Genomic DNA, 15,553 nt, shown 5'->3' with positions numbered 1-15,553 from the left:
AGCGACAAGCCGCACCATGAAGCGGCGTTTGAACTTGGAGCTGGTCTCGTTTGATATCGGGGTGTCGACGGAGGCCGTCGTCCTGGTCGGTTGGGTCATTGAGATTTGTTCCCTTCTGGCTTCAGCGCAAACCGCTGACGGCACCCGAGCGTCGTTTCCTAGACGCACGGACAGCCGCAGCCCAGCGACCGGTGGACGATGCCGACTGGCTCGATGCCAGTCGATATGGCCGTGCAGGACTCGGCGTCGTCATGTATCACCGCTCTTGGAGATGGATACGGCAAGGCCTTGGCTTCCGGCCCGGGCGCCGACCCATCGAGATCAAAACCTCGAGTCCGGGGTCGGGCCGTGTGATATATGAGTCATATATGAAGACTCTAAGGGTGGGATCCGCCCCCGGTCAAGAGCTTGACAAGTTAATTGGTTGCATCCGTCGACTCTCACCGGGGTCTGTCTGAACCGGCGCAGGGTCCCTGCCGCAGTCATACGAGGTGCGGGGGCGCGTAGTGGACCGCCTCGAATTCGGTCGGCGTGGCCACGTGGGATGGCTGCCGTGGAGCCTGCAGGGGCGACACCCGCAACACGCTGGCCAGGGCGGTGTTCTTTCGAGAAAGTGGACCCCAGTGCCGTTCCTGGTTGTGGTCATCGCCGCCCATACCCATATCAATTACCAGTTGCCTACCCTGTAGCCCGGCAGCAATGTCGTCTCCGTGTATCCGCTGGCGGCCAAAGCCCAGCTCGTAATGGTCCAGCCGTCTTTCTCGAAGCTGCGCACTGTTAAGGAGACTTCGTCCAGATTTCCCGGGAATTCCTCCCCCTTGGCCGAGCATCCTTTAGCCGCGTGCTGTATTAGTGCCGTCATGGTTGGGCATGGTGGCCTGTGGTCCCATTTCGTCAACGGGGTCCGGCCAGCCTGCCAGCCCGGTAATGCGCGTCCTGTCGCGTCCCACTCGGACCGATGAATTGTCCTGAGCCCGAAAGCAGGTACCGATAATCTGTACCAGGGTCGCTAACAGGGTGTTAACTATCAGTAGGGTGGAAATTGTTGAAGCCCGGCGGTGACACTGGTCGCCGGTGAGATGCTGGTTTCCGGGCGGGCTCGCCCGGTGCGAGTCGGGGCCGGCGGCCGCGTGTCTTGAGACTAGACGCACCCCCAGCTGGTCGTCGGCCCCCCAAACTGACGGTCAGGGACAAGGGCGTCCCCAAGTTTGGTGGATGCCGACGGACGATGGTCAGGAGAAGGTCCCGGCTTCCCCCGTTAGTGATCGATGGGTCAGCCCCTCCGGGCTCCTGACATTCGCATGCCTGTCGCCGGCGTATCAGCGACGAAAGCTGATGTCAGTGAATCGGTTGCTTTCCTTGCCAAATCCCCGTCCTCCCGCCCGTCGTCCCGTTCGACGACCTACCAACCGCGAGCCAAGTCCCCTGGGTGTGGTCTGCGAGGTGACGCGTGGAGCCTCGTCAGCTCGGAAACCACAGGGATGTGGTTAGGGCTGCGCGTGTGACTAGCTGGCCACGGCAAGTTTATCCCGACGTATCCCGTCCCGTGGTCGCCTGCGTTGGAGCCGAGGAACGAAACACTGGATGATGGCAGGATACGGGCCCACATGCGGCCGACTGTTCCGGGCCCTCGCGCACTGGCTTCGGTATCCTTGGGCATTTCCTACCGCATCCCTGGAGACGCCGGTCGTAGAATACCTCAAGAAATCCAAGAATCCGCGGAATTCTGAAACGACGTTGCCAACGGTCTTCGGGTCCTGTGGAGGCATGCCCGGGAGGATCTTTTGTTCGGCTGGAAATGTTTTTCGAATCTACGGCAACAGCCACGGTTGATGTTCTCAACCGTGGCTGTTGCTTGGCGTAATCGGAGTGGGCCGGCATGCATGACTGCAGCGCCTGAGGGTTGCGGTCAGATGAAATTACTTGGTGGGGGCGCCACCGGCGGATGTTCCGGCGCCTGGTTGGGCCTGGCTGTCGGCTCTGTCCGCACCGCTGCTTCCGTCCGATGTTCCAGTGGCGGGATCGGGCGTGCTCGACGGTACCGGATTGTCCGCATCGGCTGGCGCCGTGGGTTCGGCACTTGGTGCGGGCTCGCTTGTGAGGGTGGGTGTTACCGCCGGCTGTTCAGTCGGGTCCGTGGCCGGATCCGTGGCTTGATCTGTCGCCACGGTACTCGGCTCAACTGCCGGAGCGCTGGGTTTCGGATCCGTGGCGGGAGTGCCCGTGCTGTTCCTGGCAGTTGACACGACCTGGGAAATACCCGATTGGAGAGTGCTGGTTCCATTCGAAAGGGCCACACCGGTGGCTGACTGGATGCCAAGAACCGACCCCACTCCAACGACGAAAATGGTGGCTGTCCCACCGATAGCCATCCGGACCTTCCCACCCCTGGGTGACTTGTGGGGGGCATGCTGGGCAACGGCCAAGCCTTCCCAAGGCTGCTCCAGCGACAATGGCGCAGTGGAGACCTTACCGGAGGTGGCCCGGACGATGTTGGCGGTGTCCGCGGCCATCTGTGGGCGCGGAGTCTGGGCTGGGTCCGTGACGCGTCTGGGCACAACGCGCTTGAGTTGCTCGTGGCTCTTTTCCAGGGAGGCGTGAAACAGGGGCACTGCAATGGCCGAGACAACGCTGAGGATAAAGGCACCGACCACGGTTCCGGCCAGGCCGAGGTGCCCGCCAATGACGGAAGCCACTGCCGCCGCGCCCCCGCCGGCGATGAGTTGGATAAGGCTCAGACCGAGGCCCTTCTTGGGTTGGGCGGCCTTCTCGGCTGGTTCTTCAGTGTCCTTGTTGCCAGTTTTGGTCATTTATTTCCAGCTTTGTCCGTGCAGTCAGTTCTGCGTCGATGGTCAGGTGGTGCTCCAAATGGGTGTTCGACCCATTGGGGGTGCATCCTTTAGGTTTCCATGTCCACCCGCGAGTTTCCTCAACTTTGTCCGGAACGTAAGCAAGGACACAGTCGGGATGGCCGCCGGGGGCGTGCTGTCGTGAGTAGATGCATCCGGTGGGTGTTGGACAAGTTGGGCCGCTTGCCTTTCAACCACTCCTTGGCCTTTTCGACCGTTAGCCGGGGACGTTCCCGGGATCATTGCCGTAACTGTTCATCCAGGAGATCCGGCCGTCCTGGGTCTTGATGACGTGCTTCACGTTGTCCGCTTCAGCCGTGTTACGACCAACGGCGGCTGCTTCGTCCTTGGCGGGGTAACTCCTGTCATCCATCGGCGGCGCTAATCACCAACATCTTTCACGGTCCACGCGTTCTCAAATGATGGCCCTGCTGAGCTGAGAAAATGGCCCGAAAAGGCTGGCGGTGTTTGCCTGAGCCAACAGCCCGTCAGTGAGTGAGAACAACACAAGTCGGAAACGACCGTTTCTGGATGCACCTTTCTGGTACTGCGGGGGAGCGGTTGAAGCGGGCCCGATTTCCAGTTGTCCCACCGGCCGTCGCTGCGAATGGTGCCGGTGGTGGAGTCCAGAGACCGGACCGCCGCGGCGATCAGGATGGCGGTGACCACGACGTCGTAGGGCCGGTTCTCCGTCGTGCAGAACGTGCACATGTCCGGGTAGGGCGGCGCTTTGGTGCCGCGCAGGTGGAACGTCTCGTAGGCATCACCGGCGGCCTTAAATCCGTTCAGGAGGATTCCGTCCTCTTCGTTCAGGACTGGCGGTCCCTGGCCGGCCGGGCCACAGATGGTCACCGCGGAGGCTTCAATGATCTTCCTGGCATCGGCGATGACATCCGCCGTGGCCGCAAGACCTGGGAAGTAGTGGGTGTAACCCATGGGCATCTCCTGTCCGGTTCTGCCCCCAACCTATAGCGCCCCATAGATCACCTGGAACGTTGGAGCGCCACCCCACCTAACTGCCGGGTCTGGCACCAAAATTTGAAAATTTGCATGGGTATTATCCACACAAATTCCAATACCTCTGCAGTTCAGGGCTGTTCGGATACATATCTGTGATGGAGGTTAGGGGTCACCAATGTTCAATGTAGAGGTGGGCAGTGAGCAGGGCATCACAAAGCTCTTCCTCTGAGTTTCCGCTCGCCTGTGCGGGGTAGGGAAGCGCGCACATCGAGGCTGCCGGGCTCAGAGGCAGCACATGCTCCTTGGGATCCGGACAGTCAGGCGAGGATCGTGATCCAGTCCCCATCGATAGCGGCGGTCAGAGACGTGAGAGGACGGCGCGCCGGTCCGCTGACGACGCTTCCGTCCGATCCGTTGAACGTGGAGCCGTGACAGGGACATTCGAAGGTCGTCCCGACTGGTGCCACCGTGCAGCCGGCGTGCGTGCACGTTGCATCGTAGGCCACGACCTTGCGGTCTTCAGGTCTGAAGACAACGACGGTCCTTCCGTTGGCTTTCCCCGTGGCGGTGTCGCCGACGTTAATGTCGCTGAGCTTGCCGATCCGGAAGGGATGGCCCGGTGGCGCTGAAGCGTCGGGAGCCGCAGGGACGGTTGTGCTGCCTGTGGGTGCGACGGAGCAGGCGGACAGTGCACCGCCCGCTGTGGTGGCAGCCGTCCCCAGCAGCAGGAAACGTCTGGGCAGGGGTTTTCCGGAATTCATGGACCTATCATGTCAACTCCGCGTCCGGCTGCAGGTCGTGGGCGTTGAAGCGGGCGCTGACTTTGGCACGCAGCTGGCTGTATTCGCGAGTCCTGGTGCTCATGGCGTCAGTCCAAATCTTTCGCAGGCTCAGCGGGCGGGTGAATGTCGGCGCAAGCAGTCCAAGGACTTACGCCATAGCCCATGAAGCCCAAGGCGCTTCTCGCCACGGCGCTGCTGACGGTTGCCCTGGTCCTCGTAATCATCGCGGCCTGGATTATCTGGCGACCTGAAGTGATTGGCGCATAGGCAGCCTCAGCTTTCGTCCACTGCCAGTCTCGTGCCCGCCTTGAATACGAGGTTCCAGTGATGGTCGGAGGACGTCCACGCGTTGCCCCGCTCTTGGGCGGCTGCGTCTCCAGTGACAAGTGCATTCCGAGGGGCATCCCGCACCGGCACGTCTCCTGGTTGTAGAGGCGACCGTCGGCGTCGTTGACGGTGATGTCTTCGCCGTAGCCGCAGTGCATGTCCTCAGGGAGATCTTTTCCCTGACCTATCTGGAGGACCCGGATCGCTTCGACGCAATGACCCCTGTAGGACACCATCCCGACGAAGACCTCTGAGCTCTTCGTTGACCGGCCCTTTGCCTACAGCGGCGGTTCGATCGCGTGCAGGTGCAGGATCGTAACCTCAGCGTCGTCCATGGAAGGAAACCCCGCTTCGGCAAGGATTCTTTGGAAGCGGTCACTGCCGAAACGGGCTCTGAGAAGCTCCTCGGACTCCCAAACCCCGATGAGATACAGCGAGTCGTCACCGACCGCGCAATGATGACGCAGCTCTCCGGGCGGTCCGCCAGCCTCCATGATTACCTTGTGCGCCCGGTCGTAAGCGCGGGTCAATTCTTCGACGTCCCCGCGGAACCGGGCGATCAAAAGTGCGGGCATCTGCGCCTCCAGAGTCGGGCACCCATGTTCCCCGAGTGTAAGCAGAGCCATCGCCTCAAACCAGCGGTCGCTTTGAACCCCAAGGGTATTCCGGGACAGCGCAACATGTACGTTTCCACTGAATGCCGCGGGCCTGGCCGTCAGAAACTACAGATAACAGGCTCTGATCGGCGCCTCGCACCGGGAGGACCTTACTCGGCTACCGTGTCGGCATGCCGGTGAACAACTTTCCATTCGCCGTCTTCGCGTCGGTAGACCTGTGTGGCCCGCAGGACGAAGCTGCGGGGTTCCGCGTCCACCGAGGTGGAAATATGTTCCATGCCGACCGTATAAGCCATGTCGCCGACGACGCCATGAGACAGCAGCTCGAACTCGTACGACGTGCAGTTCGCGAACCGCCGCTCAAGGCTGGCGAACACGTCGTGCACCTCCCGCTGTCCGAAGCAGTTCTGCCAGGCGCCAAGAATGCTGACCGGCTCCTTGCGGGACCAGATTGCCCGCCGGGGTTCGGCGTCCCCGTTGTGAAGGGCCAGTTCCGCCTCGTATAACGAGGACCTCACCCAGGACAGGAAATCGTCGGTGTCAGCCATGCGCCCAGTATGCTCCCGGAGTGCAGCGACTGCGAGGGAACCAAACGGCGTCTAGCGGCAATTCCAGGTGGCAACGGCCGCGCTACCTTTTCCATGCTTCGAATGAGGCATCCACGGGACCACTGCGGAAGCACAACAGGTCGGCAGGACTTTCCTCAGGGACTGGGTAAAAGCAAAGCCAGTCACTGGTTTCGATGTATTGGTTATCCACGTTTCCGGTCTTCAGCACTCGGTCCCAGGCTGCAATCGCCTCATCGCAGCTGAGTCCGGCAAGCTTCTCGTAGCGGAACCTGGCGCCGAGGCACTCTGCCTGGGGGACCTCAGTCATATCGGGCGGCGTCTGTGGGACGGCAGGCGTATTGGGCTCCTCAGGCGGTGTGAGCCCTTGGAGGCGAAGCAGACCGTTTTGGACTTTGACTAGCTCGGCAGAACCGGCTGCGGCGTACTGGATGGACTGGGACAGGGCTCCCTGGTCGTTCTTTTCGAAAAACTTGGCACACTTGTCAGCGGCGATTTGAGTGCCGGTTCTGCCGTCTTCGAAGGCCTGCACAAGGTCACCTCCAACGGCTGGATCGGGGTCAGGAATATGCAGCAAGCTCTGCGGTGACCACATGGATGCGTAGTCCTGCAGCTGCGAACAGTTCACCTGCGCGTCTGCCAAATTGCCAGCCTGGGCGGTGGCCGCAAACCGATCCAGGACGCTGATTGTTGAGTTGATTTGGTTCCCGCCCCGGTCGAACCACCAGTCGTTGGATGCTTCCCGGGCGTTCATCGTGGGAGTAGGCGTAGGTGTTGGCGTCTTGGTGGGGGTTGTAGTCATGATCCGCCGCGTGGGTGTGACGGTTGGCTTGGCCTGCGCCACCGGCGGCGTCTTCGGAGCCGCGGTCACGGGTGCCGGGCAGTTGTCGGGAAAGCCGTTCGTGTCGGGCCGGGACGGTCCGGGAGGAGGTTGCCGATGATGCCGAGCCCGAGGACAGCGCCAGCAATGATGAGCCACGTCTTAAGGGTCAGTCGGCGCTTGGGCCTATGGGGAGGCCGCGGGGGCATCGGCGGCACGTGACTTTGTTGACGCCCATTCGCCTGACCCCAGCCGGAAGGACCTGGATTTTCGCCCATTTTCTCCCCCTCAGTACCGCAACTCGGTTACGGAGCGTTTCCGTTCCGTAGAGACCAAGGCCAGACTACAACCGGTGTCTGCTCATTTGGAGCCCAACGGACATCAGCCGGGTGCGGCCATGCACCTCGTGGCACCACACCCCGAGCGCGAGGATGACCCGCCAGTCATCGGGCGCATATATCGGCGCCACACCGGCCGGTGGTCGTTTCCGACGTCTGCTCGACGCCGTCACTTCCTGACGTTGAAGGCAGGCGTTCCCGCGAGCCTGCCGCCGTCGACGGTAGGAACGGTACCGGTGACAAACGAGGACTGGTCCGAGCAGAGCCAGAGTGCGGCGGCAGCAACATCGCCTGGCGTGCCGATCCGGCCAAGCGGAACGGTGGAGGCCACGTGCTCCTGGGCGGCTTGGCCCGCCGCAGCGAGCCGGTCGGTGAGTATCGGTCCGGGAGCGATCGCGTTGATCCGGATTCCCTGGCCGGCGTAATCGAGTGCGGCGACGCGGGTGAGGCCTGAGACACCGGAGCTACGCCGGTGATGGAGGGTGGGACGGCGGCGGGGATGAGGGCTTCGTAGTTCGTGTGTTGCATGTAGGAGAGCAGTTGGTTTGCGTGCGCCGTGCTGATCAGTTGCCCGGTGTACAGCAGGTACAGCAGCGTGGCGGTCTCAACGGGGGAAAGCTTGTTGAGTGGCCTGGCGTAGGGAATCCCTAGCGCGGCAGCATAATCATGGATTCGTTGGTTGCCGATGGCCTTCAGAATCAGTGCCCAGGAATCGTTGTTGCTCTGCTGGATCATCTGCCGGAGCTGAAAGGCTGCGGTATAGCGTCCCCTGGGTGCCGTGAGGGACAGCAGGCCGCGTTCGGCGTAGTGGTAGTACGCGACGGCTGCCAGGATCTTCCCCGTGCTGGCCGCCACAAACTTCCCCTGAGCGCCGTAGGTGTGGAGCATACCGTGGGACATGTCAATCACGGCAACGCCGAGATGGTACTGGGGATATTTGGCGATGATGGCGTCGAGCCGTTTCCGGAGAGCGGCGAAGTGAGGTGTAGCCGAAGTTTGTGCAGCCGGCGCGTATCCAGCAGGGACGAGCGCCGGTTTGGGAACGGCAGAGTGGGAACCGCCGTCGTTGCGGGTATGGCATTGGCCTGAAGGTGGAGGCCTGGCGCTCCTGACGGTGGGACTATGGCCATTGACGGCCTGCTCCCTGAAGCCTTCGCTAGGGAGACATCGATTGCCACGCGCGTCTGATGTAAGGGGTTTGGTGTCTGGGCACGTGCGGGGAGGGGCACTGTCTGGCCGACCTGGGCGGGCCGGCTAACGGGTGCCTGGTCCCCACCGTCGGCCACCGCGAGGCCGCTGAGGTTCAGTAACAGGGCCAGCGCCGCCGTGCATGCGATCAGGCCGCGGGCAGGACCCGTTGCTGGGTGGGTACTGGTTCGGCGGGTCATGCGATTCATGCCTTCCACTGGGGCGGGAACACCGCGAGGTGACTAGGAATCATTACGCTGGCGGCTTCGGCGCCGGGGTGGCGCCCGAGCGGTGGGCTCTGTCGGGTCCCGTTCGCCGGCTTATTGACTGGAGGAACGGACAATACTGTGCGGTCCTGGAACGCCATCGCAGTAAGCGTCCGCTCCAGGCCACGTCGGTCCTCGCTACACTGTGGCGTTCAACCGGGACGGCAGGCGGATTGTCTCCGGTGGCGCTGGCGGGACTGTACGCTCGTCGGATGCAGCCACGGCAGCGCTGGCGGGGGAGGGGGCACAGCACACCTGATAGGGCACCAGAGTGAATAGTGGCAGTGGGACGCGGCGCAGTGCAGCTTTCAGCCCGGACAGGCGTCGGCTCGTTTGCGCAAGCCAGATAGGGCCTTGAGATCATGGGCCGCCTCTTGATCTTGGTCGGCCCTACTCACGGAGACATAACCGGAGAACAATGGGCGAATGCGTGGCAGCCGAAGCAGATTGCGTCGAAATCTGTCCGGCTTGTCGGATTCGGTGGACCTCTCGGCACGATGCGGGTGACGTGCCGGTTGTGTATTTGATCCTTCCCGGTACTTCATTGCCTACGTGGAGTGAAAGGCGTCAACCGGTCGCATTATGCTGGGTCGGTGCGCTCCCGGCTTGCAACAGGGAACTGGAGAACGCTAAGTGGTGAGTTCGGATCCCGGTAATTGAGGCTTAAATCCTTGTCATCGCGGCGTAGTGCTGGGCGATGCGTCGTGATGGTAATTCTTTGCCGTAAATGGCTACTTTTCCTATGGCTCCCTTGAAGAAGGAATTGAAGTCGCGGGTACCAACTCGGAACGGGGCGTTCCCGTGATGCGGAGTGACAGGTGTCCCGCGGTAATCCAAGTTGTTCTGGTGGGCCAGCTTGCCGTTCCTGTAGATCTTGGTGTATCCGTTGGGGTATTTCGCGCTCGTCTCGTTGGCGTTGATGACAAGGACGTAGTGAATCCATTGCCCTGGTCGGACCTCCTGCTGGAAGTACGAGCCCGCGCCCTTGCCGCCGGAGGCGTTGAACAGATAACCGGAGATTCGATTGGCGCGATTCTCTGTGTTGCCGGATGAATACATCCGCGCGACGTACTCATGATTGTTTGGGGCGCCTTTGCCCATCCAGTGGACATATCCTGTCCCCTCCCCGTGGGGGAAGTGCAGGGTGTCGGGACGCATCCACGCCTCAAGGGTCAGTACACCGGTTGTTGCTGGGCTGAGGGCAGGGTGGTCGCCCACCTGCATGTACTGGGAACTCCCATTGAAGACCGTTGCCGTCTCCCCGTTAGGCAGTGTGGCAGACCTTGGACTCCCCAGGTACCTGCCCCGATGTCCGTGTCCTGAAATGTCGGTTTCTATGCCCAAAGTGGGATGGCCCATGGTCCAAAACGCTGACGGCCGGTCGTCCAGGACTGTGGCGTTGTATGAGGTCCGCCGAAACGTTGATTGGTCGTTGTCAACGGGCGGGGCGGCGTGGGCGGCGGCAGGTTCTACAAAGGGGCAATGCGAGTGCGGACAGCATTGCCGTCCTGCGCGAGAGGGTAGTGGACGACTGCAGGGGCGGTCGATTTTGATCTTGCACTTTGATCACTCCAATGGGGTGTTTATGACCGTGGTTATGTGAACGGTGCGGCGTACTTATTCTGCGATGAGTGCCCGGACAGAAAACGGTCCCACCCTAGGACACTCTTAGCGTGGCGATCGGTGCTGGGAGCACCTTTTCTGACGCCGCATTCCTAGTCTGCGTCTGCTTGGGGCCTGCGGCATCCGTGCCAGCACGGTAGAACGAGCCCCTGGGGAAGCGCACGGCCGTACTCGGGAGCTGGACTGGCTCTTTGTTTGGAGGTTCCGCGGCTTTTCGCGCACCCAGCGAGGGTGGACCGGTAATGCTCACCGCCAAATGTCCTGGGACTGACTACGGCCCCTGACGCCTTGAGTCAGCGGTAGATACAGGCGCCTTCAAGCCTTCTCTGAATAATTCGCCCCACGTGGACCTGCTGCAGCGGCATTCAGGGCGGTGTATGGCACGCGAACGGGGATGTACGAGCGAAGCTGAATGACTTGGCTAGAGCGCTCTTCATCGTGTGGCGTGCACATCGGACGGTACGTTGAGGCCGGGACAGATTTCCGTGTATTCGATGTCCGGTGCTACCCATTCACCCCATTTTTCCCGGCTGATGTTCGCGGTGAGCTTCGCGCACAGTTCACGCTCCCAAGCCGCCGGGACCGGGAATCGGTGGACGGTCTTGTCGACAGTAATGACGGTGATGAACAGGCCGTCGTTACTGAGCGAGACACTGCTTAGAAAACCCCCCTGTCCTCGGAGCGCGATTGGGAAGCCGGTGCCCTTGCCGGTGTTGGCGTCCCACCAACGCAGTGTGTCGTCGTAGCCGCCCGAAATGACTTGGTTACCATCGGGGCTGAACGAAACGCTCGTTACGGGTCCTTGGTGTCCGGTGGAAGGCTCACCGATTGGGACGCCGGTGGAGGCGTCAAAGAGTCGCACCGTGCCGTCTGCGCCGCCGCTCGCGAACTTCCGGCCATCCGGGCTGAACGCCACGTCTTTGACCTCGTCCTTGCCCGCGGTGATCGGTTTGTCTATGGCCTGACCCGAGCCCGCATCCCAGCGGCGTATAAGACCATCTTTAGTGCCAGCGATGATGACCCGGCCATCCGGACTAAGAGCCAGACACGCTAGCTGCTTTTCGTCGCCAAGGATTGACTCGCCAATCGGTTTACCGATTGGGTCACCGGTGCGTGCGTCCCACCGTAGGATCGTATTATATGAAAGTCCGGCAATGATGATGGTTCGATCGGCGTTTATCGCTGCGTCGACGATGTTGGCCGCCGAATCGGATATGTAAGGTAGCGGTAGCGACTTGCCCACTGGGGCGCCGGTGCCAGTGTCCCAGAGCCTCACACCGCCTATACCGATGGTGGCGAATCTCTTACCGTCCGGGCTGAACGTTACCTTGAACACCATGTCTTGCGCGGGGACCGGCTCGCCGATCCTGGCGCCGGTCTCTGCATTCCAACGGGTTATCGTAAATTCCTCTGCAGAAACGATGGTTCGGCCGTCGGGGCTGACGCCTGCACCTTGCACTGGATCAGTGAGATTGAACTTGGAGGTAGTGGGGGGCCGCCGTCTGCCAGATTTGAACAATCGAATCGTACCGTCACTACTGCCGACTAGGAGTCGTTGCCCGTCGGGGCTAAAGGTCAGGCTGGCCGCCGGACTAATTACTGGCCCTTTGCCTGCGATCACCGGTTCGCCAATAAGTCTTCCATCGCCAGCGTCCCATCTACGCACCGTTCCGTCCTCATCCCTGGAGGCGATCGTGCGTCCGTCCGGGCTGAATGCAAGATCGGCCACCGGACCGCGGTGACCAATCATCGGGCCACCAATTGGTTTGCCAGTTCTAACATCCCAGCGGCGCACATTGCCGGTGTGACCGCCAATGGCCATCATTCTTCGGTCGAGGCTAAAGGCCATCGGGCCCTGGTCTTCGGGTCGGATCCCTGAAGAGTCGATGGGATGTCCGACCGGCTTGCCAGTCCGAGCGTCCCATAGGCGGGGTGCCAAATTACTGGTGAGAATCGTTCGGCCGTCTGGGCTTAATGCCACGGGGTAAATCTCACCGTAGTCGGTTGTTGTGTTCGTGTCGCCGATCGGCTGGCCGGTCTTCGCGTTCCACCGGCGAAGTGCCCCGTTAATACCCGGGCCCGTGCCCCCGGAGACTATTGTCTTGCCGTCGGGACTGAACCCTACGACCCCCACTCCTTCCTTGTGTGCTGTAATTGCTTCGCCGATTGGCTCCCCGCTAAGACCGTCCCATCTGCGGATTTTGCCATCGATGCCGCCGGAGGCGAACATGCGTCCGTCAGGGCTGAAGGCCACCGCCTTGACTTCTCCTGGCCCTGGAGTGGCGGCACCGACACTGTCCATGTGCGCGCCCACTGCCTCAGCCCGTCGCTTTCCATCTGCCACATCCAGTAAGCCCACCGTGCCTGTGTCGCTGCCGTACGCCATTCGCGCCCCGTCCGGGCTGATCGCGAGGCAATTGATGACCACCTTCGTTTCGATGATCCGTTCCAGGTCTTCCTGAGCGAATAACGCGTTGAGCATGCTGTTTTCCCCCTCCGCCGTGGGCGCAATAGCATGGGCGGCGAGGATTTGTTTCAGCCCCTGCACGTCATCTCCTGGGTGATCCCCGGCTAACAACGCTTGTGCTTCCGCGACCAGCCGTCGGGCAATAGCCTCGCGCGTGCGTTCGGTGGCCGCCCGCTGTGCAGCAGAAGCCTGAAGGAAGGCGGCCGCTGCGACCAAGGCTGTGACAAGTGCGGCGGCTACCACAGCCTTGAGTACCCGGGAGCGTTTCCGCAGTACCAATGCATAGGCTTCTGCTGCTTCCCGCTGTTCCCGTGCGACTCGAAGTTCAGCCAGCTGCCGCTGCTTTTCCGCCTCAGCCCTGCTCTCCTCACGGTGCCTGGAGGCCTGCAGGAAATCACGGATCGGGTGGAGTCGTTGGCTGAACCCAGGTTTTGCGGCCAACCGCTCGGCTCCCGCCAGCCGCACGCCTTCGAGCAACCAGGCGTCGTTGTGACCACTGTGTCTCCAAGCCGTAGCCGCCCGTTCGAGGATATCGGCTGTCTTGAGGTCCTCCCGCTCGTCCGCCAACCAGTCGACTAAGTCCTCCCACTGACGAAGGAGACTCTCAAGCGAGACCTCGATCAGTATCTCCCCACCTCGCGTGTCGCGAACGAGCAAGCGCTTCTGAACCATCGCATTGATCAAATAGCCGGCTTCCTCTGGCAGGTCGGAGAGACGTGCGATGCGGCGCACGGGCTGGTCGTTGTCCACGTTGACCGTTGCGAGCCAGGGGATGAACACGGAACGAAGCAGTTGCAGCTGCTGTCGCCGCTGGTCCGGGGCGGAAGCCAATAGACTGTCAACCTCGTTCTGAACCACACGCATCATTCCGCCCATCCGGTCATAATCAGACAGCGTCAAATGCCCATCGGCGGCATAATCGCGGTAAAGGCGGCCCAACGTCAGTGCGAGTAATGGAAGTGTGTCCGCTCCCTTCCCGCTCTCGGCCAGGAGCTGGTCTACCAGAGCCGGCTCTATCTCTAAGGGCTTCCCCGCCGCGGTGGCACGAGCGGCGGGTCCGATAATGACCTCCCTAAACCGGGCGATAGGCATTGGCTTAAGTTCATCGAAAAGAATGCTTTTCACACTCGCCAACGCCGGGGCGGTCTGCAACGCCTCGTAGAGATCCGCGCGGATTGTCCCTGCCGCGATCAATGCCGGGACGGTCCCTGCCTTATGCTCCAGTAGCCGGCCGAATAGGGACAGGAACCGGGAGGCCTCTGGACCGGCGTCGGTGTTGAAGAGCTCTTCCGCTTGGTCCAACGGCAAAACCAGCGTCGGTGGGGGCGTGGCTGACGGCAGCCCCAGCAGTCGGCCTGCGGCAGTCTGCCGGGCTTCGGTCAGCCACCCAATCAGCCGTTCGATGTCCTCCTCGATACAAGCGCGTTTGATTTCGCCTAAGGCGGGGGTACGTAGACCCAGGCTGCTGCGCAAGGCATGTATCGAACAGGCTAGGCCTCTATCCCCGGTGAGCGGGTTTCGCTCGGGGCGGATGATGTCTAAGACAACGAACTGCCGGTCGTCCCGCCGTAACCGGGGCAGTAGGCCCGCTCGCAGGAAAGAGGATTTGCCAGCACCCGAGGGTCCAAGGATGACGAACATGGATTCGACACCTGCACCACGCATCGCGCGCAGCGTATCGAGACCTCGAACTATTTGCCCGTCCCGGCCAAAGAACACCGCTGCATCGGCCTCCTCCAAGGGTTCCCACCCCCTGTAAGGTGCACGCTGCGGGTCCTGTGGCGGTGGCCAGGGGAAAAACTCGGCACCGATCCCTGCCCGCAGCAGACCCTGCCGAAGTCGTTGCAGGCCCTCTGTGAGGAAGACCACCGGGCCGCCGTTGTCGTTGACGGTGACCCCAGTTGTGGCTCCGGGACCAAACAGGTCGCAGCGCTGCCACTCGTCTGTGATTTCTGTGTCCTGCAGTGGCTCCAGGCGGGCGCAGAGGATCAGCTTGCCGAGATTTTCTGCGGTCCGGTACTCGGCTACGCACTCGCGAGAATCCTCCCAAGCGGCCGAAAGCAGGCAGATCACGGCCTCGCATCGTTCGTTGGCCCGCAGCAACGCCTCCTTCCACCGTTCGCCAGGGGCTATACCGGTCACTGGATCGAGATCCAGAAAGATCTCTTGGGCCAAGGCCGGGTCTTGATCCGCCAGCCAGCGTTTCAAGGCGATCGCCTGACGGGTGTCCCTGCTCGAGTGACTCAGGAAAATACGAGACATGTTGGCTCCATGGGGTTACTACGGGGATCCACAGCTCTTCCAAATCAATAGTTAAAAAGACTTACACATAGCGGTCGAAATTCAATCGAGATACCGGCTGATCGCTTGCCTTCACTTTTGAAACCCTTTGGCCACCGTGGGAGGCGGGCCCACTGCGTTCGGATCCGAGTAATTCTTAGATGTACCTGTCCATCTCGACCGTAGCCTCAGCTGCTTTCGTTCCATCTACGATCTACGATTTGGCTCTCGTCCTCGTCACCGTTCCACCGTCCTTGGTGAAACGGCCCACCGATTCAGGGGCCAATATCAACGTACAGCTGCTGAAGCTGGCGCGGAACTAGTCGGTTGGTCTGCGCAAGGCGTCGTTTTGTGGTGGGACTACAAAGAGGTTCGGCGAAATAACGATCGAAGTGGGTGATCAATGCGAGCGGCGCCCATCATGATTTTCACCTCTGTGGGCACAAAGGCTGAACGAATGCCGGGCTTCC

General features: G+C 61.5%; 11 protein-coding genes and 1 pseudogene. 1 reads left to right on the top strand and 11 read right to left on the bottom strand.

Translation table 11 applies throughout. The features are described 5' to 3' along the window. Positions 1 to 1,919: 1,919 nt before the first annotated feature. The 4 genes from G9E11_RS15460 to G9E11_RS15445 form a co-directional block, all read right to left on the bottom strand. Complete coding sequence (locus G9E11_RS15460; protein ID WP_190607293.1) at positions 1,920 to 2,810, bottom strand: hypothetical protein; 891 nt, start codon at positions 2,808 to 2,810, stop codon at positions 1,920 to 1,922. A 256-nt stretch (positions 2,811 to 3,066) separates the two neighbouring features. Continuing rightward, on the bottom strand, positions 3,067 to 3,222 hold the full coding sequence (locus G9E11_RS15455) for a DUF2188 domain-containing protein (protein ID WP_190607291.1): 156 nt from the start codon (positions 3,220 to 3,222) through the stop codon (positions 3,067 to 3,069). Between the two features lie 8 nt (positions 3,223 to 3,230). Next, on the bottom strand, positions 3,231 to 3,785 hold the full coding sequence (locus G9E11_RS15450; RefSeq protein WP_190607288.1) for a hypothetical protein: 555 nt from the start codon (positions 3,783 to 3,785) through the stop codon (positions 3,231 to 3,233). 341 nt (positions 3,786 to 4,126) lie between these two features. Then, positions 4,127 to 4,570: a Rieske (2Fe-2S) protein gene (locus G9E11_RS15445; RefSeq protein ID WP_190607286.1), complete on the bottom strand. Its 444-nt coding sequence runs from the start codon at positions 4,568 to 4,570 to the stop codon at positions 4,127 to 4,129. 407 nt (positions 4,571 to 4,977) lie between these two features. Here G9E11_RS15445 and G9E11_RS15440 point away from each other — a divergent pair, with 407 nt between their 5' ends. Next, positions 4,978 to 5,172: a hypothetical protein gene (locus G9E11_RS15440; protein ID WP_190607284.1), complete on the top strand. Its 195-nt coding sequence runs from the start codon at positions 4,978 to 4,980 to the stop codon at positions 5,170 to 5,172. A gap of 24 nt (positions 5,173 to 5,196) precedes the next feature. Here G9E11_RS15440 and G9E11_RS15435 read toward each other — a convergent pair whose 3' ends face one another. The 7 genes and pseudogenes from G9E11_RS15435 to G9E11_RS15405 all read right to left on the bottom strand — a co-directional run bounded on the left by G9E11_RS15435 (position 5,197) and on the right by G9E11_RS15405 (position 15,065). Beyond that, on the bottom strand, positions 5,197 to 5,493 hold the full coding sequence (locus G9E11_RS15435) for a hypothetical protein (RefSeq protein WP_190607282.1): 297 nt from the start codon (positions 5,491 to 5,493) through the stop codon (positions 5,197 to 5,199). 191 nt (positions 5,494 to 5,684) lie between these two features. After that, entirely contained in the window at positions 5,685 to 6,083 is a 399-nt protein-coding gene (locus G9E11_RS15430) for a nuclear transport factor 2 family protein (RefSeq protein ID WP_190607279.1), read from the bottom strand. A gap of 82 nt (positions 6,084 to 6,165) precedes the next feature. After that, on the bottom strand, positions 6,166 to 6,855 hold the full coding sequence (locus G9E11_RS15425) for a hypothetical protein (protein WP_190607277.1): 690 nt from the start codon (positions 6,853 to 6,855) through the stop codon (positions 6,166 to 6,168). 573 nt (positions 6,856 to 7,428) lie between these two features. Next, complete coding sequence (locus G9E11_RS15420) at positions 7,429 to 7,662, bottom strand: SDR family oxidoreductase (protein WP_414635207.1); 234 nt, start codon at positions 7,660 to 7,662, stop codon at positions 7,429 to 7,431. 83 nt (positions 7,663 to 7,745) lie between these two features. Beyond that, positions 7,746 to 8,168: pseudogene (locus tag G9E11_RS21405) on the bottom strand (serine hydrolase); the annotation flags it as partial. 1,208 nt (positions 8,169 to 9,376) lie between these two features. Further along, positions 9,377 to 9,937 carry a LamG domain-containing protein gene (locus tag G9E11_RS15410; RefSeq protein WP_246468985.1) on the bottom strand — a complete coding sequence of 187 codons (561 nt, stop codon included), beginning with the start codon at positions 9,935 to 9,937 and terminating at the stop codon, positions 9,377 to 9,379. An 832-nt stretch (positions 9,938 to 10,769) separates the two neighbouring features. Then, positions 10,770 to 15,065 (bottom strand): nSTAND1 domain-containing NTPase, encoded by a 4,296-nt coding sequence (locus G9E11_RS15405; RefSeq protein WP_190607272.1) that lies wholly within the window; start codon positions 15,063 to 15,065, stop codon positions 10,770 to 10,772. Between the last annotated feature and the right edge of the window lie 488 nt (positions 15,066 to 15,553).

It is taken from the genome of Arthrobacter ipis, from assembly GCF_014694315.1.
GTDB lineage: Bacteria > Actinomycetota > Actinomycetes > Actinomycetales > Micrococcaceae > Arthrobacter > Arthrobacter ipis.
This window is presented reverse-complemented; position numbering and strand designations above follow the sequence as displayed.

Excerpts from the sequence above, each read along its gene's own strand:
- G9E11_RS15410 (WP_246468985.1), bottom strand. The coding sequence starts at position 9,937 with ATGCAGGTGGGCGACCACCCTGCCCTCAGCCCAGCAACAACCGGTGTA.
- G9E11_RS15450 (WP_190607288.1), bottom strand. The coding sequence starts at position 3,785 with ATGGGTTACACCCACTACTTCCCAGGTCTTGCGGCCACGGCGGATGTC.
- G9E11_RS15460 (WP_190607293.1), bottom strand. The coding sequence starts at position 2,810 with ATGACCAAAACTGGCAACAAGGACACTGAAGAACCAGCCGAGAAGGCC.
- G9E11_RS15455 (WP_190607291.1), bottom strand. The coding sequence starts at position 3,222 with ATGGATGACAGGAGTTACCCCGCCAAGGACGAAGCAGCCGCCGTTGGT.
- G9E11_RS15435 (WP_190607282.1), bottom strand. The coding sequence starts at position 5,493 with ATGCCCGCACTTTTGATCGCCCGGTTCCGCGGGGACGTCGAAGAATTG.
- G9E11_RS15430 (WP_190607279.1), bottom strand. The coding sequence starts at position 6,083 with ATGGCTGACACCGACGATTTCCTGTCCTGGGTGAGGTCCTCGTTATAC.
- G9E11_RS15405 (WP_190607272.1), bottom strand. The coding sequence starts at position 15,065 with ATGTCTCGTATTTTCCTGAGTCACTCGAGCAGGGACACCCGTCAGGCG.
- G9E11_RS15425 (WP_190607277.1), bottom strand. The coding sequence starts at position 6,855 with ATGAACGCCCGGGAAGCATCCAACGACTGGTGGTTCGACCGGGGCGGG.
- G9E11_RS15445 (WP_190607286.1), bottom strand. The coding sequence starts at position 4,570 with ATGAATTCCGGAAAACCCCTGCCCAGACGTTTCCTGCTGCTGGGGACG.